This is a genomic window from Pyxidicoccus fallax (assembly GCF_012933655.1).
GTDB classification, from domain to species: domain Bacteria; phylum Myxococcota; class Myxococcia; order Myxococcales; family Myxococcaceae; genus Myxococcus; species Myxococcus fallax.
On the sequence record NZ_JABBJJ010000002.1, the window covers coordinates 18,101 to 38,515 of the forward strand.

A 20,415-nucleotide genomic window follows, 5' to 3' on the forward strand; every position below is an offset into this window, starting at 1 on the left:
GTTTTATTTGCTCACCGCGATGGACTTGCGGAAGAGCGCCAGGCTGTAGGCGAAGAATCCCAGGCCCACGGCGCTCACCATGAGGAACTGGCGCCAGACGGCGTCCAGCCCTCCGCCGCGGTAGATGATGACCTGCGAGAAGCTGACGAAGTGGCGGGCCGGCAGCAGGTACGTCAGGTACTGCAGCCACTTCGGCTGGCTCTCCACGGGCGTGCTCCCGCCCGACAGCAGCATCAACACGAGGACCACCAGGATGATGAGCAGCGCGAACTGCGCCATCGACCGGGAAATCGTCCCCAGGAAGATTCCGAGCGCCGTGGCGAAGAAGAGGTAGAGCACCACCCCGAAGAACCACAGCAGCACCGAGCCGGCGAACGGCACCTCCAGAATCATGTCCACCACCACGAGGAGCGACGCTCCGGTGGCGACGAGGATGACGAGGCTGTTGGCCCATACCTTCGCCATGGCGATTTCGAACGCGCTCAGCGGCATCACCAGCAGGTGCTCCAGCGTGCCGTGCTCCCGCTCGCGGATGACCGCGGCGCCCGTCAGCACCACCGTCAGCAGCGTGATTTGATTGATGATGGCCACCACGCTCTTGAACCAGGAGGACAGCCCATTGGGGTTGAAGAGCTTGCGGATGACGAGCCGGACGGGCGGCGTTTTCGCCACCTCGGTGCTCCGCAGGAAGGAGTCAATCCGGTCGCTGATGATGTTGCGGATGTAGCCGGCCCCAATCCCCGCCTGCTGCATGGCCGTCGCGTCGATGTTCACCTGGACTTCCGGGTTGCGCCCCGCGCGCAGGTCATGCTCGAAGCGGGGCGGAATCACGACGACGAACATGAAGCGGCCCCGGTCCATCTCCGCCTGGACCTCTTCGGAGGTAATCCGCTCGGGCAGCTTGAAGCGCGGGGGATAGAAGGCGTTGAAGAGCTCCTTGGACAGCGTGGACTCGTCCTCGTCCACGAAGGCGATGGACGCGTTGTTCACCTCGCTCGAGGTCCCCGTCGCCTGGACGTAGATGGCCAGGGTGAACGCGTAGATGACGAAGACGACCATCACCGCGTCGCTCAGCAGGCTGCGAATCTCCTTGAGACCCAGCCAGAGAATGTTGAGCAGCGATTTCACCCCTATTTCTCCTGCTTTCTCAAGCCGATGACACTGATACCCAGGAGGATGGGGACGCAGGCGGCCAGGAAGGCGACATCCTTCATGATGAGGCCTGCATTGAGTCCCTTGGTGAAGGCGCCCAGGCTGGCGTGCATGTAATACGAGGCCGGCCAGATGGAGCCGACGACACCGGCGCCGCCCTGCAGCGTGGAGACCGGCTGCAACAAGCCGGAGAACTGGATGGTGGGGACGATGGTCAGAATCGCCGTGACGAAGACGGCGGCCACCTGGCTGGTGGTGAACGTCGAAGTCACCATTCCGATGCCCGTCGTCGCCGCGACGTAGAACAAGGTGCAGAGCAACAGCGTGAGGAAGCTGCCCTTGATGGGGACTCCGAAGACGATGAGCGACAGGGCCGTCAGGATGAAGAAGTTGGCCATGCCAATGGCGATGTACGGCAGCTGCTTTCCAATCAGGTATTCCAGCCTGCCCGTGGGCGTGACATAGAAGTTGATGATGGAGCCCAGCTCCTTCTCGCGCACGATGCTGACGGCCATGAGGATGGCGGGAATCAGCAGCAGCAGCAGCGCCGGGACGCTGGGCACGATGGAGTAGATGCTCTCGAACGTCGGGTTGTACATGAAGCGCTCTTCGAGCTCCGCCGTATATCTTTGAGGCTCGGCCGTCCTGAGCCCGGTGGCGGGGTCCCTGAGCAGCTCGCCGTGCACGCCCTCGACGTATTGCGCGACGGTGTCGCCGCGGAAGGTCATGGCGCCGTCCACCTGCGCCAGCACCTCCGGCGCGGCGCCACGGCGGAAGTCGCGACCGAAGTTCGGCGGAATCTCCAGCACCACCGAGACATCATCGGACTGGAGCCGGCGGAAGGCCTCGTCGGAGGAGAAGGCCGGGGGCGTGGGGGCGAAGTAGCGTTGCGCCGCGGCGAACTGCTCGAGGTAGGCGCGGCTCTCGGGAGACTGGTCGAGGTCGAGCGCGGCGTAGCGGATGTTCTCGACATCGGTGGTGATGCCGAAGCCAAAGATGAGCATCAGCAGCGCCGAGCCGAGGAAGGCGAAGGCCAGGCGGATGGAGTCCCGGCGAATCTGCATGGCCTCGTTGTGGGCGTAGGCGAGCATCCGGCCCACGCGCAGCCGGAGAGAGGCCCGCTCCGGCCGCGCGGGCTGGGACGCATCCTTGACCAGAGGCGCGGGAGCGGGCTCCTGGCCTCCGGCGCCCGCCACGAAAGTCGTGGCCGAGGCCGGGCTCCCGGTGCCCGGCGCGGGAGGGGAGGCCGGGGCCGTGCTTCCGGCGCCCTTCGCCGCGTCCGCGTTGGCGATGGCGTCTTCCATGTAGGCGATGAAGGCGGTCTCCAGCCCATCCGCCTGCTTGGAATCGATGAGCTTCTGCGGCGTATCCGCCGCCAGCACCCGGCCCGCGTGCATCAGGGAGATGCGGTCACAGCGCATCCCTTCATTCATGAAGTGCGTCGTCACGAAGATGGTGACGCCCTGCTTGCGCGACAGGTCAATCAGCAGCTCCCAGAAGCTGTCGCGCGCCACCGGGTCCACTCCCGACGTGGGCTCGTCCAGGATGAGAATCTGCGGCCCGTGCAGGACGGCGACGGCCAACGACAACCGCTGGCGCAGGCCCATGGGCAGACTCTCGGCCAGCGCGTCCAGATGCGCGCCCAGCCCGAACCGCTCCACCAGCTCCGCGATGCGCGCCTTCGCCTGCTCCGGTGGCAGATGGTACAGCCGCGCGTGCAGGACCAGGTTCTGATGGACGCTCAGCTCGCCGTACAGCGAGAACGCCTGCGTCATGTAGCCCAGGTTCTTGCGCACCTCCACGCTTCCGGCTTCGACGGAGCTGCCGAAGAGCTTCGCCGTCCCTTCCGTGGGCGGCAGCAATCCGGTCAGCATCTTCATCGTCGTGGACTTGCCGCAGCCGTTGGAGCCCAGGAAGCCGAAGATTTCCCCACGCTCAATCGACAAGGTGACGTGGTCAACGGCCGTGAAGGTGCCGAAGCGCTGCGTCAGCCCGTGGGCTTCGATGGCCAGCTCCGCCTTGCCCGGCGGCCGGGGGGGAATGGTGATTTCCCGGTGCCCCTTGCGCTTCTCCTCGGGCAGCAGCGCGATGAAGCAGCGCTCCAGGTCCTCGGTGCCCGTGCGCTTCATCAGCTCCGCGGGCGTCCCGGTGGCCAGCACGCGGCCCGCGTCCATGGCCACGATCCAGTCCCACTGCTGCGCCTCGTCCATGTACGCCGTGGAGATGATGACGCTCATCCCCGGGCGCCCCACTCGAATGTCGTTGATGAGCGACCAGAACTGCCGCCGGGAGAGCGGGTCGACGCCCGTGGTGGGCTCATCGAGGATGAGCAGATCCGGGTCGTGCACCAGCGCGCCGCACAGCCCCACCTTCTGCTTCATGCCGCCCGACAGCTTGCCGGCGGGGCGGTCCGCGAACTTGCCCAGCCCGGTGGCCTGGAGCAGCTCCTTGACGCGCACGGAGCGCTCCTCGGCCGACAGGCCGAAGAGCCGGGCCATGAAGTCGACGTTGTCGTAGACGCTGAGCTCCAGATAGAGATTCTTGCCCAGGCCCTGCGGCATGTAGGCGATGCGCGGGCCCACCGCGCGCCGGTGCCGGGCGTCGGCGATGTCGCCCTCCAGCACCGTCACCCGGCCCTGCTGCATCTTCTTGGAGCCCGCCACCAGCGCCATCAGCGTCGACTTGCCGACTCCGTCGGGGCCCACGATGCCGACCATGATGCCGCTGGGAACATCGAGCGAGATGCCGTCGAGCGCGACGACGTTGCCATAGCGGTGCGTCACCGCCTGGATGGAGACCACGGGCTTGCTGGCACGCCCGCCGTCGTTGACGCGCCCGTCTGGCGTTGCTGGAGACGCAGCTGAGGCCATGGATGTTCCCCCCCCCCTGGTGACCGGGCTACCGGGTTGCAGGTCGGGCCGCGATGACCTTCTGCAGCTGGGTCGGCCAGGCGGTGGAGGGGTCCACCTTGACGTAACCGACGCCACGGACACCCGTCTTGATCTGCTCGACGTAGCGGGTGGCCAGCTCCTCGGGCAGCTGGAGCTTCACGCGGAACATCAGCTTTTCCCGCTCGCTCTTCGTCTCCACCTGCTTGGGCGTGAACTGCGCGTCCGGAGACACGAAGCTGACGAACGCGGGAACCGACCGCTCGGGCTCGTAGTCGACGGTGATGCGCGCTTCGGAGCCGAGCTTCACGCTGGCCGCCTCGTTGGCCGGGAGGAATATCTCCATGTAGACGTCATCCAGGTTCACCAGCGTCAGCGCCCCTCCGCCGGGCTCGAGCACCTCGCCCGGCTCGGCGAGGCGGTAGAGCACCCGCCCCGTCACCGGCGACTTGAGCGTCGCGTCGTTGATGCGCGTCTGGATGGTCTCCGCGTTGGCCCGGGCGACTTCCACCTCCTGGGTCGCGGTCTTCAGCAGGGCCTGGGCTTCCGCCAGGCTGGCCCGGGTCGTCTCCACCTTGCTCTTGCGGACGTCCAGCTCCCGCTGCGAGGCGGCGCCATCCCCCAGCAGGTTCTTGACGCGCTCGAGCTCGATATCGGCGAGCTCAATCTCGCTCTTCTGCTTGACGATGGACGCCTGCGCCTGCGCCAGGCGCTCCTGTGCGGCCGCGACGCTCGCATTGGCTTCGGCGAGGCTCGCCTCCAGCGTGGTGGTATCCATCCGCACCAGCACCTGGTCGGATTGGACGAGGTCGCCCTCATTCACGAGGATTTCCTTCACCCGCAGCGGCTCCTTGGGCGCGACATCGACGAGCTTCGCCTCGATGCGGCCGTTGCCCGAGACAATTCCCTCGGGCAGCTCGGCCTGCTGCGATTTCCAGAACCGGAAACCGATGAACGCGATGGCCACGACGACAATGGACCCAATGATCCACTTGAACGCACTCTTGGGGACCTTGTTGGGCATGACGGACTCTCTATTCGTTCTCAGGTGGAGCGCTCTGCTGGTTGCCCGGTGAAGGGCTCTGCGTGGCTTCTTGCTTCGTTTCCTGCTTCCGGGGCTTGGACACCAGGTCACCCCAGTCGGTCCGCCGCTCCATCTCGCGCTGCGTCCCTTCCGGTACGATGGGTTGTCCCTGGCGAACTTCCCACCCCCCACCCAGCGCTTTGTAGAGGGCGACCAGGCTGGTGGCGATGGAGGAGCTCGTCTGGGCCAGTTGGTTCTGCTCCTCCAGCAGCGTCCGTTGCGCATCCAGCACGCGCTGGTAGTCCACCGAGCCTTCCCGGTACTGCACCACCGCGATTTCCACCGAGCGCTGGGCCGCCTTCACGGAGGCCCGCCCGAACGTCAGGGCCTGCTGGGATTTGACGTAGCCCACCAGCGCATCCGCCACCTCCTGCGCCGCCTTGAGCACCGTGTTGCGGTAGTTGACCAGCAATTGCTGGAAGCGCGCATCCTCGACACGCACCCCGTTCTTCAGGCGGCCGTAGTTGAGGAAGGGAAAGACAATCCTCGGGCCCACGGCATAGAAGAGGCTGTCGAGGGAGAAGAGATTGGCGGAGGGGGAGCCGGCGCTACTCGCCCTCAGCCCGATGCTGCCGAAGATGGTGAAGCTCGGATAGAGCTCCGCCTCGGCGACGCCGATGCGCGCACACTGCGCGGCGGCATACAGCTCGGCGCTGCGGACATCCGGGCGCCGCCGCAGCACCGCGGCGGGCACGCCGACGGCCACCTGCTCGGGAGCCCTCGGAATCTGCTTGGGGCCTTCCAGCAAGGCCTCCACCGCGCCCACCGGCTGGCCCAGCAACGTGCTCAAGGCGTTGCGCGCCTGCTCCAGCCCGATTTCCAGCTGGGGAATGGTGGCCCGGGTGCTCTCCAGGAGCGTCGTGGCCTGGGCGACGTCGAGCTCCGAGGTGGCGCCATTGCGGAAGCGGGACTCGGCAATCTGGAGTGACTCCTCCTGAAGCTTGACGTTCTGCTGCCCCAGCTCGATGAGCTCCTCGAACGTCCGAATCAGCACGTAGGTGCGCGCCACCTCCGCGGAGAGCGAGACGAGGCCGGATTGGTAGTCCGCCACCGAGGCGAGCAGGCCCGCCGTTCCCGCCTCCACCCCGCGCCGGTACTTGCCCCAGAAATCCAGCTCCCACAGCGCATCGAAGCCCAGCTGGTAATCCAGGAAGTGGCGCTCGGCGAGGACGGTATTGGCGGCGTTCTCGCTGACGCCGACGGCCGTGGCGCTACCGAAGGCCACCTGCACCTGCGGATACTGCTGGCCGGTGAGGATGCTCAGCTGGGCCCGGGCCTCCACGATCCGCAGGCCCGCCTGCTGAAGCGGCAGGTTCTGCCGGTAGGCGAGCTCGACCAGTTTGTCGAGCGTTGGGTCTCCAAACGACTTCCACCACGCGCTGTCGACCTCGCTCTGCGTCGAGACCCCTGCTGCGTCGTGGGTGCGCCACTCCTGGGGAAGCGCGGCCTCGGGCTTGGTGAATTTGGGACCGACCGAGCACCCGGAGAGCGCCGCCAGGACCCCGAGCAATGGCAATGAACAGACAGGGCGCGCAACCGCCGGGCGAAGCCCTTGTCTGGTGTTTTCCGTCCCCCGCATTCGGCACACCTCGTTAGAAGCGGATGGTATGTACCTGCCGGAGTGCCTGGAACCGAGACACCTGGGCGACGTGGCTGTCCTCTGTCACACAGGGATGTGAGCGTCGCGGGTGGGCCGAGAGAGGCAGTGCACCCACCCACGCTCGTCCTTGGATGCGCATTGCGAGCGCCGTCCCACCGCCCAACCATAAGGGCATGGCACACGATACAGAGACGAAATCGTTGAAGCGCAAAGCCTATGAAAAGGAGCTTCGCGAGCTCCAGGCCCAGCTCTGCCTGCTTCAGGATTGGGTCAAGCAGGAGGGGATGCGCATCGTCGTGGCCTTCGAGGGCCGGGACGCCGCGGGCAAGGGCGGCACCATCCGCGCCATCACCGAGCGGGTGAGCCCCCGGGTGTTCCGAGTGGTGGCCCTGCCGGCGCCCACGAGCCGGGAAAAAAGCCAGATGTACCTGCAGCGGTACGTGCCCCATTTCCCGGCGGCAGGCGAAATCGTCATCTTCGACCGCAGCTGGTACAACCGGGCCGGCGTGGAGCGCGTGATGGGCTTCTGCACGCCCGAGGAGCATGAGCGCTTCTTGAAGGGGTGCCCTGTCTTCGAGAAGTACATGGTCGACAGCGGAATCCTCCTGCTGAAAATCTGGCTCGAGGTCGGCAAGGAGGAGCAACAACGTCGATTCGAAGCACGGATTGACGATCCGCTCCGGCAGTGGAAGCTGAGCCCGATGGACGTCGAGGCCTGGACCCGCTGGTACGACTACTCCCATGCGAGGGACCAGATGTTCGCCGCGACGGACACTCCGTATGCCCCCTGGTACCTCTTGCGGTCCGACAGCAAGAAGAAGGCGCGGCTCAACTGCATCCGCTTCCTGCTGGACAAGATTCCTCATGAGCGGGTGAAGCGTCCCAAGATCAAGCTGCCCCCGCGCTCCAACCACGGGGCCTATGATGACGAGGCGTCGCTCGCGGGGAGGAACTGGATACCCGACGCGTACTGAGCGTCGCCTTCCCGTCTCTCGGGTGAGCGGCTCGCCGCGCTGTCCTGGACGAAGAGGTCGGCCGGGTCCGTCACCACGGCGTCCGCGCCCTGGCGGCGAAGCTCGGCGGCCTGGCCCTTGCGGTCGATGCCCACGATGTAGGCGAAGTGGCACGCCCGAGCGGCCGCGATGCTCGCGGGCTCGCTTTCGAAGACGGCCGCTTCCTCGGGATGGACACCGAGGGCCTGGGCGGCCACGAGGGGGTCCCTGGCGGCTGGAGAAGCCCCTCGAGCGGCCCCGTCGAGCCGCGCATCGAAGAGGCTCGCGATGCCGGCCGACAGGAGAATCTCGCCGCAGTGGCTGCCTTCGGAGACGGCCGCGGTCCGAAGCCCGGCGGCGCGTGCGGCCTGGACGTAGCGGAGCGCTCCCTCATACGACTCCGCCTCTTCTTGCCGGAGCAGCTCGCTCAGGAGTGCGCTCTCGCGGTCCGCCAGCGCGTGCACCGTCTTGTCGGGCAGCTCGATGCCACGCGAAATGAGGAACGCGCGGATGCCCTCCAGCGTGGGCCTGCCGTCGAAGTAGCGGCTGTAGTCACGAACCTCGTCGAAGGGGATGAAGGGGAGCCCCGACGCTCGCGCCCGCCGCCGCAGGTAGTAGTCGCACAGCTGCTTCCAGGTCCTGGCGTGGAGGTGGGTCGTCTGCACCAGGACCCCCTCCAGCGCGAAGAGGCACGCGCGCACGCGGGGCGGGAGCCCGAGCGGCGTCCGAGCAAGGGGCGGCTCGCCCAGGATGAAGGACTCGACCGCATGGGCGAACCCATCCTCGTCATTGGTGCGCGTGACGTGGCGGGCGACGCGCTGCACCTCGGGGCCGGCATTGCCCATGGCGATTCCAAGGCCAGCGGCTTCCAGCATCGGGATGTCATTGGACATGTCCCCGATGGTGGCGATTTGCTCCAGGGGCAGTTGGAGAAGGCGTGAGGCCTCCCGCACGACCATGCCCTTGTTCGCCTCGGGATGCGTGACGTCGAGATAGTAGGGGGTCGAGCGTGCCGCTGATGCATCGGTGCCGAGCCGCTCGCCAAGCGCGGTCTCGCAGCGAGCAATCAGCGCGCGGTCCTCGCTCACGCCGACAATCTTGATGGGAGCGTCGAGCACGGCGTGCAGGTTCCGCAGGACGACCGGGTCGAACCCGACGTTGCTCCTCTCGCGCGCCACGCGGAACGCCTCGGGGTCACGGAGGAACCAGTCGGCGCCCTGGTACACCCAGACATCCATGCCCTCCCCCAGCAGGTAGTCGACGGTGTCCCTGGCGACGTCCGGAGGAATCGTTCGCTGCGCCAGCACGGTCGTCAGGTCGGGCTTGACGTAGACGCCGCCATTGAAGGCGGCCACGGGGGCGGTGAGCTTCAGCTGGGCCACCAGCCCCGCCATCCCACGCGGCGGCCGTCCGCTGGTGACGGTGAACATGACACCGCTGGCGCGCAGCCGAGCGACAGCCTCGCACGTCCGCGCCGTGAGGACCTTGTCGCGCGTCACCATGGTTCCGTCGATATCCGCTATCAACAATCTGATCGTCATGGCTGGCTCCCGCGCTCGCCCATCCCGCGAGAACAGCCGCACGGCAGGCGATTCCGCCGAATCAAGATGGCCTCGTGGCAAGTCATTCGCGGCAGGGGAACATTGCCGGCACTCCCCTCCTCGGTGACTCTGCGTGCCTGCCCGGTGCCGCCCGATACCCCGCTGATTGCGGGTGCGCCAGGGCGCCCTCAGCCTCTTGTCTGGACCCATGGGAGGCTGACAATGATAACGGCGCCAACCACCAACGAAGCCGCGCAAGCAATCCGAGGACTCATCGAGACCGCGCGAGCCATTGTGGCTGACGGTAAAGGCATCCTGGCGGCGGACGAGACGGTCTCCACGATTACGAAGCGCCTGACCGCGCGCGAAATCGAGTCGACCCCGGAGAGCCGCCGCGACTACCGGGAGATGCTCTTCAGTACGCCCGGCCTCGCCGAGTTCATCGGCGGCGTCATCCTGCAGGACGAGACGATTCGCCAGCGAACCTCCACGGGGACACCCATGGCGGACCTGCTGGCCAGCCGCGGCATCATTCCCGGCATCAAGGTGGACGCGGGCACGCACCCGCTGGACGGGGCCCCGGGAGAGCTCGTCACGGAAGGACTCGACGGGCTGCGCGAGCGTCTCGCGGAATACCGCCAGCTGGGCGCGCGCTTCGCCAAGTGGCGTGCGGTCTTCACCATCCGCGAGGGACTGCCGACCGAGAAGTCTGTGCGCGAGAATGCGCGCGCGCTCGCACGCTACGCCGCCCTCTGCCAGGAGCAGGGGCTGGTGCCGATTGTGGAGCCCGAAGTCCTGATGGACGGAGCGCATTCGCTCGAGCGCTGCGAGGAGGTGACGGGGCGCGTGCTGCGAGCGGTCTTCGAGGCGCTCTTCGAGGAGCAGGTGGCCCTGGAAGGGATTCTGCTCAAGCCGAACATGGTCACCGCGGGCCAGGACGCCCCCAAGCAGGCGTCGGTGGAGGAAGTGGCCGCGGCGACGGTGCGCACCCTGAAGCGGCACGTCCCGGCCGCGGTCCCCGCCATCGTCTTCCTCTCCGGCGGGCAGGACCACGTCCAGGCCACCGAGCATCTCAATGCCATCAATCGGGTGGACAGCCCGAAGCCCTGGACGCTGAGCTTCTCCTATGGCCGCGCGTTGCAGGACGAGGCGCTCGAAGCCTGGCAGGGCCGAAGCGAGAATGTCCGGGCCGGCCAGCGCGTCTTCTATCACCGCGCCATGTGCGACCGCGCCGCGGCCCTGGGCCGGTATCGCAGCGACATGGAGCTCGAAGCGGACTCCGCCCAGCCCATGCTGGCGCGCGGACAGACCCCAGAAGCGCCGCCGTCCGCCAGGGACCAGACCCGCGGGGGGCCGCTGACCGCCTCCGAGGTGAAGTTGATGAACGCCTATTGGCGGGCGTGCAACTACCTCTCGGTCGGGATGATCTACCTGCAGGACAATCCCCTGCTGCGCAGGCCCCTGAAGCCGGAGGACGCGAAGCACCGGCTGCTCGGCCACTGGGGCGCGAGCCCCGCGCTCTCGTTCACCTGGATTCACCTGAACCGGCTCATCAACAAGCATGACCTCGACGTCATCTTCGTCGCCGGGCCGGGCCACGGCGCGCCGGGTGTGCTGGGGCCGGCGTACCTGGAGGGCACCTACTCGGAGGTCTATCCGGAGAAGAGCCAGGACGCGGAGGGCATGCAGCTGTTCTTCAAGCAGTTCTCCTTCCCCGGCCACATCGGCAGCCACGTCACCCCGGAGACACCGGGCTCCATCCATGAGGGCGGCGAGCTGGGCTACAGCCTGTCCCACGCGTATGGCATGGCCTTCGACAATCCCGACCTCATCGTCGCCTGTGTCGTGGGCGATGGCGAAGCGGAGACGGGGCCGCTGGCCACGGCATGGCACTCCAACAAGTTCATCAACCCCGTGCACGACGGCGCCGTGCTGCCGATTCTCAACCTCAACGGGTACAAAATCGCCAACCCCACCATCCTCGCCCGCATCAGCCACGAGGAGCTGGAGTCCCTCTTCAAGGGCTACGGCTACAAGCCCTACTTCGTCGAGGGCAGCGACCCGGAGCAGATGCACCAGAAGATGGCGGAGACGCTGGAGCGCGCCGTCGAGGAGATTCGCGCCCTGCAACGCCAGGCGCGGCAGACGAACACGCCAACGCGGCCGCGGTGGCCGATGATTGTCCTGCGCTCCCCCAAGGGGTGGACGGGCCCGAAGGAGCTGGAAGGGCACAAGCTGGAGGGCTCCTGGCGCTCCCACCAGGTCCCCTTCGGCGACGTGCGGCAGAACCCGGCGCACCTGAAGGCGCTCGAGGACTGGATGCGCAGCTACCGGCCCGAGGAGCTCTTCGATGAGAGCGGCCGGCTGATTCCCGAGCTGCGGGCCCTCTCACCCAAGGGCGCGCGGCGCATGAGCGCCAACCCGCACGCCAACGGCGGCCTGCTGCGCAAGGACCTCAAGCTGCCCGACTTCCGGGACTACGCCGTGCAGGTGGACACGCGTGGCGCCACGCTGCATGAGAACACGCGGCCTCTGGGTGAGTTCCTGCGCGACGTGATGAAATACAACCCGACGAGCTTCCGCGTCTTCGGCCCGGACGAGACGGCGTCCAACCGGCTCCAGGCCATCTACGAGGTGAGCAAGAAGACCTGGATGGCGGACCTGCGGCCCGAGGACGGGGACGGCGGAGAGCTGGCGCGGGATGGCCGCGTCATGGAGATGCTCTCGGAGCACACGCTGCTCGGCTGGCTCGAGGGGTATCTGCTCACCGGGCGCCATGGCTTCTTCCACACGTACGAGGCCTTCGCCCACGTCATCGACTCCATGTTCAACCAGCACGCCAAGTGGTTGGACATCAGCAAGAACCACGTGAAATGGCGGGCGCCCGTCGCCTCGGAGACCATCCTGCTGTCGTCGACGGTGTGGCGGCAGGACCACAACGGCTTCTCCCACCAGGACCCGGGCTTCATCGACCTGGTGACGAACAAGTCGCCCTCCGTCACGCGCATCTACCTGCCGCCGGACGCCAACACGCTGCTGGTGGTGGCGGACCAGTGCCTGCGCAGCACCGACTGCGTCAACGTCATCGTCGCCGACAAGCAGAAGCACCTGCAATTCACCACCATGAACGAGGCCATCGCCCACTGCGCCAAGGGGATTGGCATCTGGAAGAGGGCCAGCACGGACGCCGACGCGGAGCCGGACGTCATCCTGGCGTGCTGCGGCGACGTGGCCACGCAGGAGGCGCTGGCGGCCGCCGCCATCCTGCGAGAGCGCGCCCCGGACCTGAAGCTGCGCTTCATCAACGTCGTCGACATCTTCAAGCTGCAGTCGTCGACGGAGCATCCGCACGGGTCGACGGAGCGCGAGCTGGACGGGCTCTTCACGCCGGACAAGCCCATCATCTTCAACTTCCATGGGTATGCCTCGCTCATCCACAAGCTCGCCTACCGCTTCAAGGGGCAGGACAACCTGCACGTGCATGGCTACAAGGAGAAGGGCAACATCAACACGCCGTTCGAGCTGGCGATACTCAACGAGACGTCACGCTTCCACCTGGTCATCGACGTGATTGAGCGCGTGCCGAAGCTGCGCACGAGGGCGGGGCACCTGAAGGAGGAGATGCGCAACGCGCTCATCTCCAACCTGGCCTACGCGCACGAGCACGGCAGGGACCGGCCGGAAATCGCCGACTGGGTCTGGCGGGACTGAGGTGCGCACATGGCGCTCCAAGCGGGTGACGTGCCGAACGCGCTGCTCGTGCTCAACGCCGGTTCGTCGAGCCTGAAGTTCTCCATCTTCCTCGACGAGGAGTCCCCGCGCCTGCTGCTGCGCGGGGAGTTCGAGGCGCTGTCGACTCACCCACGGTTCACCGCGCGGGCGGACGGCGCCGTCATTGGCGAGCAGGACTGGGCTCCCGGAACGCGGCTGGGGCACGAGGGCGCCATCGCGCATCTGTTCGCCTGGGGGCGGCGGGAGGAGGTGCTCGGCGGACGTCATATCTCCGCCGTCGGTCACCGCGTGGTGCATGGCGGCACCCGCTTCTTCGGGCCCGCCCGCATCGACGCGGCGACCCTCGCCGAGCTGGAGGCGCTCATTCCCCTGGCGCCGCTACACCAGCCCCACTGCCTGGCGGCAATCCAGGCCGTCACGCGGACGGCGCCCACGGTGGCGCAGGTGGCGTGCTTCGACACCGCGTTTCACCGCACCCAGCCGGCCGTCGCCCAGGCCTTCGCCCTGCCCCGCCGCTATGCCGAAGAGGGCATCCGCCGCTACGGCTTCCACGGGCTGTCCTACGAATACATCGCCTCCGTGCTTCCGGAGGTGGACTCCCATGCCGCCAGGGGACGCACGGTCGTCGCACACCTCGGGAACGGCGCGAGCCTGTGCGCCCTGCTCGGAGGACGCAGCGTGGCGACGACCATGAGCCTCACCGCGCTGGATGGCCTCATGATGGGCACCCGCTGCGGTGCCATCGACCCCGGAGTCCTTCTCTACTTGATGGAACGGCACGGCATGGACGCGCGCGCCCTGGAGCGGCTCCTCTATGAAGAGTCCGGCCTGCTGGGCGTCTCCGGCGAGTCCAGCGACATGCGAGACCTGCTCAACCGCTCCAGTGCCGCCGCCGGCGAAGCGCTGGACCTGTTCGTCTACCGCATCCACCGTGAGCTCGGCTCGCTCGCGGCGGCGCTGCACGGGCTCGACGCGGTGGTCTTCACGGGGGGCATTGGCGAGCACGCCGTCCCCATCCGCGCGCGGGTCTGCCAGGGCGCGCGCTGGCTCGGGCTGGAGCTGGATGAGGAGGCCAACGCTCGCGGCGGGCCCCGCATCAGCGGCCCCGGCAGCCGTGTCGCCCTCTGGGTGGTTCCCACGAATGAAGAGGTGATGATCGCCCGCCACACCCGACGCGTGCTGTGTGAGGTTGCATGAGCAACCCCTCTCAGCCTCCGGCCGACGAGTCCTCCAGGCTCGCGCTCGACAACAACCATATGGCGGCGACGCGGACCCTGTTCTCGCTGGTGAGGACCGGCGCGGCCATCGCGGGCGGAGGCGCGCTCGTCACCGACCTGCTCATCAAGACGTGGCCACGCTGGGTGGTCCTCTCGATCTCCTCCGCCTTCGTCGTCCTCGGCTACGCGCTGATGTGGTCGGCCTTGAAGACGGGCCGTCGGCTGCGCGCGCAGGTCGAGTTCAAGCAGGCAGGAGAGGCGTTCCTCTTCCCGCTCCGCAAGGTCACGGTCTGGACGCTGTCCCTCCAGTTCCTCATCCTGATGGTGCTGGTGCTCTACTTCCTCGGCTGACGTCTCGCGGTCGCCCGGCGTGACTGGCCCTGGCTCGACGGCTCACCCCGGGGTGGCCTTCGGCACGAGCGTCATCCACCTTCAGTGGCGCACCGGCCTGGATGGAGGCAGGAAGATGATCACCGCCGTCTACGACACGAAGCCCTACGACCGGGAGCGGCTGCTCGCGGAGGCGCCCCGGGACACGCTCGAGTGGCGGTTCTGGGACTTCCGGCTCACCGCGGAGACAGCGCAGACGGCGGAAGGGGCGCAGGCCGTCTGCGTCTTCGTGAACGACGTGGTGGACCGGCCATGCCTGCAAGCGCTCCGCGAGCTGGGCGTGAAGCTCGTGGCCCTCCGCTGCACGGGGTACAACAACGTCGACCTCGATGCGGCGCGGGAGGCGGGCATCACCGTCACGCGCGTGCCCGTGTACTCCCCCTACGCGGTGGCCGAGCACGCCGTGGCCCTGCTGCTGACCCTCAATCGGAAGACCCACCGCGCCTTCAATCGCGTCCGCGAGCAGAACTTCTCACTGGCCGGACTGGTCGGCACCGACCTGCACGGCAAGACGGCCGGCATCTTCGGCACCGGAAAGATTGGCCGCATCACCGCCCAGATACTGCACGGCTTCGGCATGCGCATCCTGGCCTTCGACATGTACCCGGCCACCGAGTGGGCTCGGCAGCTCGGCGTGCGGTACGTCGACGCGAAGACCCTCGCGCGCGAGAGCGACGTCATCTCGCTCCACATTCCCCTGACGCCCGAGACGAAGCACATCATCCGCGGAGAGACCCTGGAGCTGATGAAGCCGGGAGTCATCCTGGTCAACGTGAGCCGGGGTCGCCTCATCGACACCACCGCGCTGATCGACGCGCTGAAGGCGGACAAGCTGGGCGGCGTGGCGCTGGATGTCTACGAGGAGGAGGAAGGTGTCTTCTTCGAGGACCTGTCCGGCGAGGTGCTCCACGACGACGAGCTGGCGCGGCTGCTGAGCTTCCCCAAGGTGCTGGTCACCGCCCACCAGGCGTTCCTGACCCGGGAGGCGCTGGGAGACATCGCCCGGACCACGGTGGCGAACCTGGAGGCGCTGGCCGGGGGGCGTCCCTTCGTCGACGGCTCCGTGCTGACCGAGGGGCCTTCCGCCGTCAGCCATCCCGAGCCCTCCGGGAGTCCCGCCGTCCATTAGTGGCGTGAAGCCTCATACGGAGAACCCATGTCACTGCCCGCCCAGAAGACCAAGATCGTCGCGACCATCGGTCCGGCCTCTGACTCGCCCGAGGTGCTCGAACGGTTGATTGCCGCCGGGCTGAGCGTCGCGCGGCTCAACTTCTCCCATGGCGAGTTCGCGGCACACGCCGCGACGATTGCCCGCCTCCGGGCGGCCGAGAAGGTCGTGGGACGCCCGGTCACCATCATGGTGGACCTGCCCGGTCCCAAGATGCGGCTCGGCAAGATTGAGCCGGAGCCCATCCACCTCGTGGCGAACGACCGCTTCATCCTGACCACGGAGCAGCTCACCGGCAACGCGAAGCGTGTCTCGATGACCTTCGAGGACCTGCCGAAGGTGGTCAAGCCCGGCGACCGCCTCTTCCTGAACGACGGGCTGGTCCAGCTCGTCGTCGAGCGCGTGAAGGGCAACGACGTGGAGTGCGTGGTGGCGGTGGGAGGCGAGCTTCGCTCCCGCAAGGGGCTGAACCTCCCGGGCATCAAGCTGGGCATCAGCGCCTTCACCGCCCGGGACCGCGCCTGCCTCGACTTCGCCCTGGAGCAAGGCGTGGACGCCGTGAGCCAGTCCTTCGTGGAGACGGCGGCGGACATCCAGATGGTGCGCCAGGCGGCCGCCGCGCGAGGCAAGCAGCCCTTCATCATCGCCAAGATCGAACGAGCCGGCGCCCTCCAGCACATCGAGGAGATCCTCGACGCCGCCGACGGAATCATGGTGGCGCGCGGGGACCTGGGAGTCGAGGTGCCCATCCAGCAAGTCCCCCTGCTCCAGAAGCAGCTGATTGCCCTGGCGAACCGCGCGGGCAAGCCGGTCATCACCGCCACGCAGATGCTGGAGTCCATGGTGTCCAGCCGCCTCCCGACGCGCGCGGAGGCCGCGGACGTGGCCAACGCCATCCTCGACGGCACCGACTGCGTCATGCTCTCCGCCGAGTCCGCGATGGGCCGCTATCCGGTGGAGTCCGTCGCGACGCTGGCGAGCATCGCGGCCGAGACCGAGGCGAGGCGCTCGACCCGCGGACCCGCCGCCATGCAGGCGGCCTTCCCCGCTGGCAAGGTGACGACGGCGGCGGAGGCCCTCGCGTCGGTCGCGCATCACGCGCTGGAGACCGTCCCGTGCGCGGCGGTGGTGGTGCCGACGCAGAGCGGGACGACGGCCCGGATGATTTCCCGGTTCAAGCCCGCGGTGTGGGTCGTCGCGGCGAGCAGCGATCCAAGCGTCTGCCGGGGCCTGGCCTTCTCCTATGGAGTGCTGGCCATCCAGCAGCCGGACGAGTCGACAGACTGGCAGCGGTTCTCGGTGGACTGGGTCCGCCGCCACCAGCTCGCCGGGCCGCTGGTCATGCTCGTCTCGGGTCCCTCGAAGAGCGCCCCACGGGCGAACTACGACCTCGAGTTCATCAGCACTGGCGAGCGAGCCGGGGTGGAAGCGCCTCTATAGACAGACAGGCTCGCCCCTCCCGCGAGTGCATCCCTCTCGTCGGTGCGGTGGTGGGTCCCTAGTTTCATCCAGAACTCTTCGGGGGCATGACTCATGGCACAACCAGCCGCCAGTCAGAAGGCAGAGACGATGCGGGGCGTCATCCTGCCGGGCAACAGGACGGTGGACTTCAGGGAAATTCCCGTGCCCCAGCCGCAGCATGGCCAGGTGCTGGTCAAGATCATGGCCTCGGCCATCTGCGGCAGCGACATCCGCGCCATCTATCGAGCCCACATCGGCGAAGGGGCCGAGCGTTACGTCCCCGGCATGATTGCCGGACACGAGCCGTGCGGCCGAATCGCGGCGGTCGGCCCGGGATGTCAGGCGCTGAAGGTCGGCGACCGCGTGTCCGTCTATCACATCAGCGGCTGCGGGGTCTGCGACGACTGCCGCGAGGGCTACCAGATCAGCTGCTCCAGCCCGGTGCGCGCGGCGTATGGCTGGCAGCGGCACGGAGGCCACGCGCCGTTCATGCTGGCGGACGAGCGCGACTGCATCCCGCTGCCCGAGAGCCTGTCCTGGGTGGATGGCGCCATGTGCGCCTGCGGCGTCGGCACCGCCTGGGAAGCCCTGACACGCATTGGCGTCAGCGGCGGAGATGCGCTGCTGGTGACGGGCCTGGGGCCGGTCGGCATGGGCGTGGCGATGCTGGCCAAGGCGCTGGGAGCCAACAAGGTCATCGGGACGGAGGTCTCCCCGGGACGGCGGAAGATGGCCCAGGAGCTCGGCATCGTGGACGAGGCCCTGGAGGTGGATGACAAGACGCTGGTCCGCATCAAGGACCTCACGCGGGGCAAGGGCTGCGAGGCAAGCATCGACTGCTCGGGAACGGCACCGGGAAGAGTGCTGGCCCTGCAAGGCACGCGGCAGTGGGGACGGTGCGCGTTCGTCGGTGAAGGCGGCAAGATCGAATTCGACGTCTCGCCCGTGCTCATCCACCCGCAAATCACGCTGTACGGCTCCTGGGTGACCTCGCTCAAGCACATGAGCGACCTCCTGGACCGGCTGGCACGCTGGGGGGTGCACCCGGAGAAGATCTGCACGACCCGCCTGCCGCTGAACGAGGCGGCGCGCGGCTACCAGATGGCCGACAAGGGCGAGGCCGCCAAGGTCTGCTTCGTCTTCGAAGGCTGAGAGCGATAGGAGCGACGCCGCATGCTGGTGCTTGCCGGAGATGTGGGCGGAACGAAGACGGCGCTCGCCCTGGTGCAGGGCGAGGCCATCGTCGAGCGGCGCGTCTATCCGAGCGCCGCCTTCCCGAGCCTCGAAGCCGTGGTGAACGAGTTCCTGGGCAAGCGGAGCAAGGAAGTCTCGCGGGCGTGCTTTGGCATCGCCGGTCCGGTCATCGAGGACAGCTGCCGGGCCACCAACCTGCGCTGGGTCATCGAGGCGAGGAGCCTGGAGCACACCCTCGGGCTCCCGCGCGTCACCCTGGTCAATGACTTCCATGCCATGGCCATCGGAGTCTCCATCCTGCCAGCGTCCGACTTCGCCATCCTGAACGACGCGCCGTCGGACCCCAACGGGCCCTGGGTGCTGCTCGGCGCCGGGACCGGGCTCGGAGAGGCGGTGGTGGTCCGCAAGGGTACTGGCTACGACGTGATTGCCTCCGAAGGTGGGCACACGGACTTCGCGCCGCGAGACGAGCTGGAGATCGACCTGCTGCGGTTCCTGCTGAAGCGGCACTCGCGCGTCTCCTACGAGCGGATCATCTGCGGGCGCGGGCTGGTGACGCTCTACGAGTTCGTCCGTGAGCGCTCACCCGGGGCCGAGTCCCCCGCGGTGCGCGAGGAGCTGGACTCCGCGTCCGGCGACCTCGCCCCCATCATCTCCCGTCACGGGCTCGCCGGCGATGACCCGCTCTGCACCCAGGCGCTATCGCTCTTCGTCTCCATCTATGGCGCGGAGGCGGGAAACCTCGCGCTCAAGGTCGTGGCGCGCGGCGGGGTCTTCGTCGGGGGAGGAATCGCTCCGAAGATCCTGCCCAAGCTCCTCGACGGGACCTTCCGCGCCTCCTTCGTCGCCAAGGGCCGGCTCAGCACCCTGCTGGAGGCGACACCGGTGAAGGTCGTGCTCAACAGCGACGCCGGGCTGCTCGGCGCCGCATCGCTGGCGTCCCGCGTCGCCCTACTCTAGGACGGATAGGAGCCCTGATGAGGGAGGCGGGCGGGTGAAGAACGAAGAAGCCGGGGCGGCGCGGAGGGGCCAGCCTCCGCGCGCGCCCGCTCCAGGCCCCGGGGCCTCAGTAGCGCAGGCCGAACATCACGGGGACGTACTGGCCGTCGGCACGCCGTGACGTGCCGCCCGCGTCGGTGAACTCCGGGCCGAAGATGTAGTGGTAGCGGCCCTCCACGTAGAGGCGCAAATCCCCGACGATGCTGAGGGTGATGCCCGCGCCCGCGTTGAGACCGAAGTCCGTGCTGCTCCGCGCGCCGAGGATTTCCTCCACGGGCACCACCTGCGTGCTGCAGTAGTACAGCCAGGGGTCGCAGTACGGAACGGCCGCCACGCCCGCCAGCTGGCTCACCGCCACCCTGCGGTAGTACAGGCCCGGTCCGCCGATGAGGTAGATGCCGATGGGGCTCTTGGGCAGCAGGTTCACCACCGCGTTGATGGAGCCGGCCTGCATGGAGTGGTCGCCCTCGACGTTGGCGACGTCCAGCACATCGGACTCCACGTCATAGGCGGTATAGAGGTACTCGGCGAGGACGCCGAGCCGCTGCTGGAACTGGAAGCCGGCGCCCAGCTGGAAGCCACCGCCCGTCTTGAAGCGGCCTCCCGCGTCCGCGATGGGGAAGGAGGTGCCGCCACCCACGCTGAACATGAAGTGGCGCTCGGGCTCGGGGGCCGCCACGAAGCCTGCTGTCGTGGGGTCACTGTATTGGGCATGAGCGGCCCCGGGCGCAATGAGCGCCAGGAGGCCGAGGAGAAGCAGGTGACGCAATCGCATGGCAAGCACCTCGTGTGCACTGACTTCGTGGTGGAGGGAGCGTGGAGACGGGACGGCTGTCCGCACACTGTCCCTTCGGGGAGGGACGTCCCGGGAGGCGAGGCCCGGGGTTCCGTACCCGCTCGCTGTCGCGGCCACGTCGCCGCCGACTCCGGGCAGAGGGCCCGTCCGTCCTGCGCGCAACGTGCCCACACGCTCACGGGGAGGGTCGGCGGAGCGGCC

The 20,415-nt window shown here is 67.8% G+C and carries 14 protein-coding genes; 8 read left to right on the forward strand and 6 right to left on the reverse strand.

The genetic code is table 11. The features are described 5' to 3' along the window. Positions 1-3 precede the first annotated feature (3 nt). Genes HG543_RS00615 through HG543_RS00630 form a run of 4 tightly spaced genes read right to left on the reverse strand, consistent with a single transcriptional unit; the run spans position 4 to position 6,634 of the window. Positions 4-1,128 (reverse strand): ABC transporter permease, encoded by a 1,125-nt coding sequence (locus HG543_RS00615; protein ID WP_169342657.1) that lies wholly within the window; start codon positions 1,126-1,128, stop codon positions 4-6. 2 nt (positions 1,129-1,130) lie between these two features. Next, entirely contained in the window at positions 1,131-4,022 is a 2,892-nt protein-coding gene (gene rbbA, locus HG543_RS00620) for a ribosome-associated ATPase/putative transporter RbbA (RefSeq protein ID WP_169342658.1), read from the reverse strand. Between the two features lie 28 nt (positions 4,023-4,050). Then, positions 4,051-5,064 carry an HlyD family secretion protein gene (locus HG543_RS00625; protein ID WP_169342659.1) on the reverse strand — a complete coding sequence of 338 codons (1,014 nt, stop codon included), beginning with the start codon at positions 5,062-5,064 and terminating at the stop codon, positions 4,051-4,053. Positions 5,065-5,074: 10 nt separating this feature from the next. After that, the gene (locus HG543_RS00630) at positions 5,075-6,634 is read right to left on the reverse strand and encodes an efflux transporter outer membrane subunit (RefSeq protein WP_246356651.1); all 1,560 of its coding nucleotides are present in this window, start codon (positions 6,632-6,634) and stop codon (positions 5,075-5,077) included. Between the two features lie 290 nt (positions 6,635-6,924). Between HG543_RS00630 and ppk2 the strand changes: the two genes are divergently transcribed. Further along, positions 6,925-7,698 (forward strand): polyphosphate kinase 2, encoded by a 774-nt coding sequence (ppk2, locus tag HG543_RS00635; protein WP_246356652.1) that lies wholly within the window; start codon positions 6,925-6,927, stop codon positions 7,696-7,698. On the opposite strand, the gene HG543_RS54345 is transcribed toward ppk2, so the two are convergent. Next, a complete protein-coding gene (locus HG543_RS54345; RefSeq protein ID WP_211193641.1) occupies positions 7,644-9,257 on the reverse strand; it encodes a Cof-type HAD-IIB family hydrolase in 1,614 nt (537 codons plus the stop codon). The two genes, ppk2 and HG543_RS54345, sit on opposite strands and share 55 nt — an antisense overlap. 294 nt (positions 9,258-9,551) lie before the next feature. Here HG543_RS54345 and HG543_RS00655 point away from each other — a divergent pair, with 294 nt between their 5' ends. The 7 genes from HG543_RS00655 (at position 9,552) to HG543_RS00685 (ending at position 19,379) form a co-directional block, all read left to right on the forward strand. Further along, on the forward strand, positions 9,552-12,968 hold the full coding sequence (locus HG543_RS00655) for a class I fructose-bisphosphate aldolase (RefSeq protein WP_371876497.1): 3,417 nt from the start codon (positions 9,552-9,554) through the stop codon (positions 12,966-12,968). Positions 12,969-12,977: 9 nt separating this feature from the next. Further along, on the forward strand, positions 12,978-14,186 hold the full coding sequence (locus tag HG543_RS00660) for an acetate/propionate family kinase (protein ID WP_211193642.1): 1,209 nt from the start codon (positions 12,978-12,980) through the stop codon (positions 14,184-14,186). Continuing rightward, a complete protein-coding gene (locus HG543_RS00665; RefSeq protein WP_169342662.1) occupies positions 14,183-14,557 on the forward strand; it encodes a DUF202 domain-containing protein in 375 nt (124 codons plus the stop codon). Before HG543_RS00660 ends, HG543_RS00665 begins: the two co-directional genes overlap by 4 nt. A 115-nt stretch (positions 14,558-14,672) precedes the next feature. Continuing rightward, positions 14,673-15,725 (forward strand): 2-hydroxyacid dehydrogenase, encoded by a 1,053-nt coding sequence (locus HG543_RS00670; RefSeq protein WP_169342663.1) that lies wholly within the window; start codon positions 14,673-14,675, stop codon positions 15,723-15,725. A gap of 27 nt (positions 15,726-15,752) precedes the next feature. Continuing rightward, entirely contained in the window at positions 15,753-17,204 is a 1,452-nt protein-coding gene (gene pyk / locus HG543_RS00675) for a pyruvate kinase (RefSeq protein ID WP_169342664.1), read from the forward strand. A 129-nt stretch (positions 17,205-17,333) separates the two neighbouring features. Further along, entirely contained in the window at positions 17,334-18,377 is a 1,044-nt protein-coding gene (locus HG543_RS00680) for a zinc-dependent alcohol dehydrogenase family protein (RefSeq protein WP_169342665.1), read from the forward strand. Between the two features lie 21 nt (positions 18,378-18,398). Continuing rightward, a complete protein-coding gene (locus HG543_RS00685; protein WP_169342666.1) occupies positions 18,399-19,379 on the forward strand; it encodes a glucokinase in 981 nt (326 codons plus the stop codon). Positions 19,380-19,485: 106 nt separating this feature from the next. On the opposite strand, the gene HG543_RS00690 is transcribed toward HG543_RS00685, so the two are convergent. Next, entirely contained in the window at positions 19,486-20,193 is a 708-nt protein-coding gene (locus HG543_RS00690; RefSeq protein WP_169342667.1) for an outer membrane beta-barrel protein, read from the reverse strand. Between the last annotated feature and the right edge of the window lie 222 nt (positions 20,194-20,415).

Excerpts from the sequence above, each read along its gene's own strand:
- HG543_RS00660 (WP_211193642.1), top strand. The coding sequence starts at position 12,978 with ATGGCGCTCCAAGCGGGTGACGTGCCGAACGCGCTGCTCGTGCTCAAC.
- pyk (WP_169342664.1), top strand. The coding sequence starts at position 15,753 with ATGTCACTGCCCGCCCAGAAGACCAAGATCGTCGCGACCATCGGTCCG.
- HG543_RS00670 (WP_169342663.1), top strand. The coding sequence starts at position 14,673 with ATGATCACCGCCGTCTACGACACGAAGCCCTACGACCGGGAGCGGCTG.
- HG543_RS54345 (WP_211193641.1), bottom strand. The coding sequence starts at position 9,257 with ATGACGATCAGATTGTTGATAGCGGATATCGACGGAACCATGGTGACG.
- HG543_RS00690 (WP_169342667.1), bottom strand. The coding sequence starts at position 20,193 with ATGCGATTGCGTCACCTGCTTCTCCTCGGCCTCCTGGCGCTCATTGCG.
- HG543_RS00625 (WP_169342659.1), bottom strand. The coding sequence starts at position 5,064 with ATGCCCAACAAGGTCCCCAAGAGTGCGTTCAAGTGGATCATTGGGTCC.
- rbbA (WP_169342658.1), bottom strand. The coding sequence starts at position 4,022 with ATGGCCTCAGCTGCGTCTCCAGCAACGCCAGACGGGCGCGTCAACGAC.
- HG543_RS00665 (WP_169342662.1), top strand. The coding sequence starts at position 14,183 with ATGAGCAACCCCTCTCAGCCTCCGGCCGACGAGTCCTCCAGGCTCGCG.
- HG543_RS00680 (WP_169342665.1), top strand. The coding sequence starts at position 17,334 with ATGCGGGGCGTCATCCTGCCGGGCAACAGGACGGTGGACTTCAGGGAA.
- HG543_RS00685 (WP_169342666.1), top strand. The coding sequence starts at position 18,399 with ATGCTGGTGCTTGCCGGAGATGTGGGCGGAACGAAGACGGCGCTCGCC.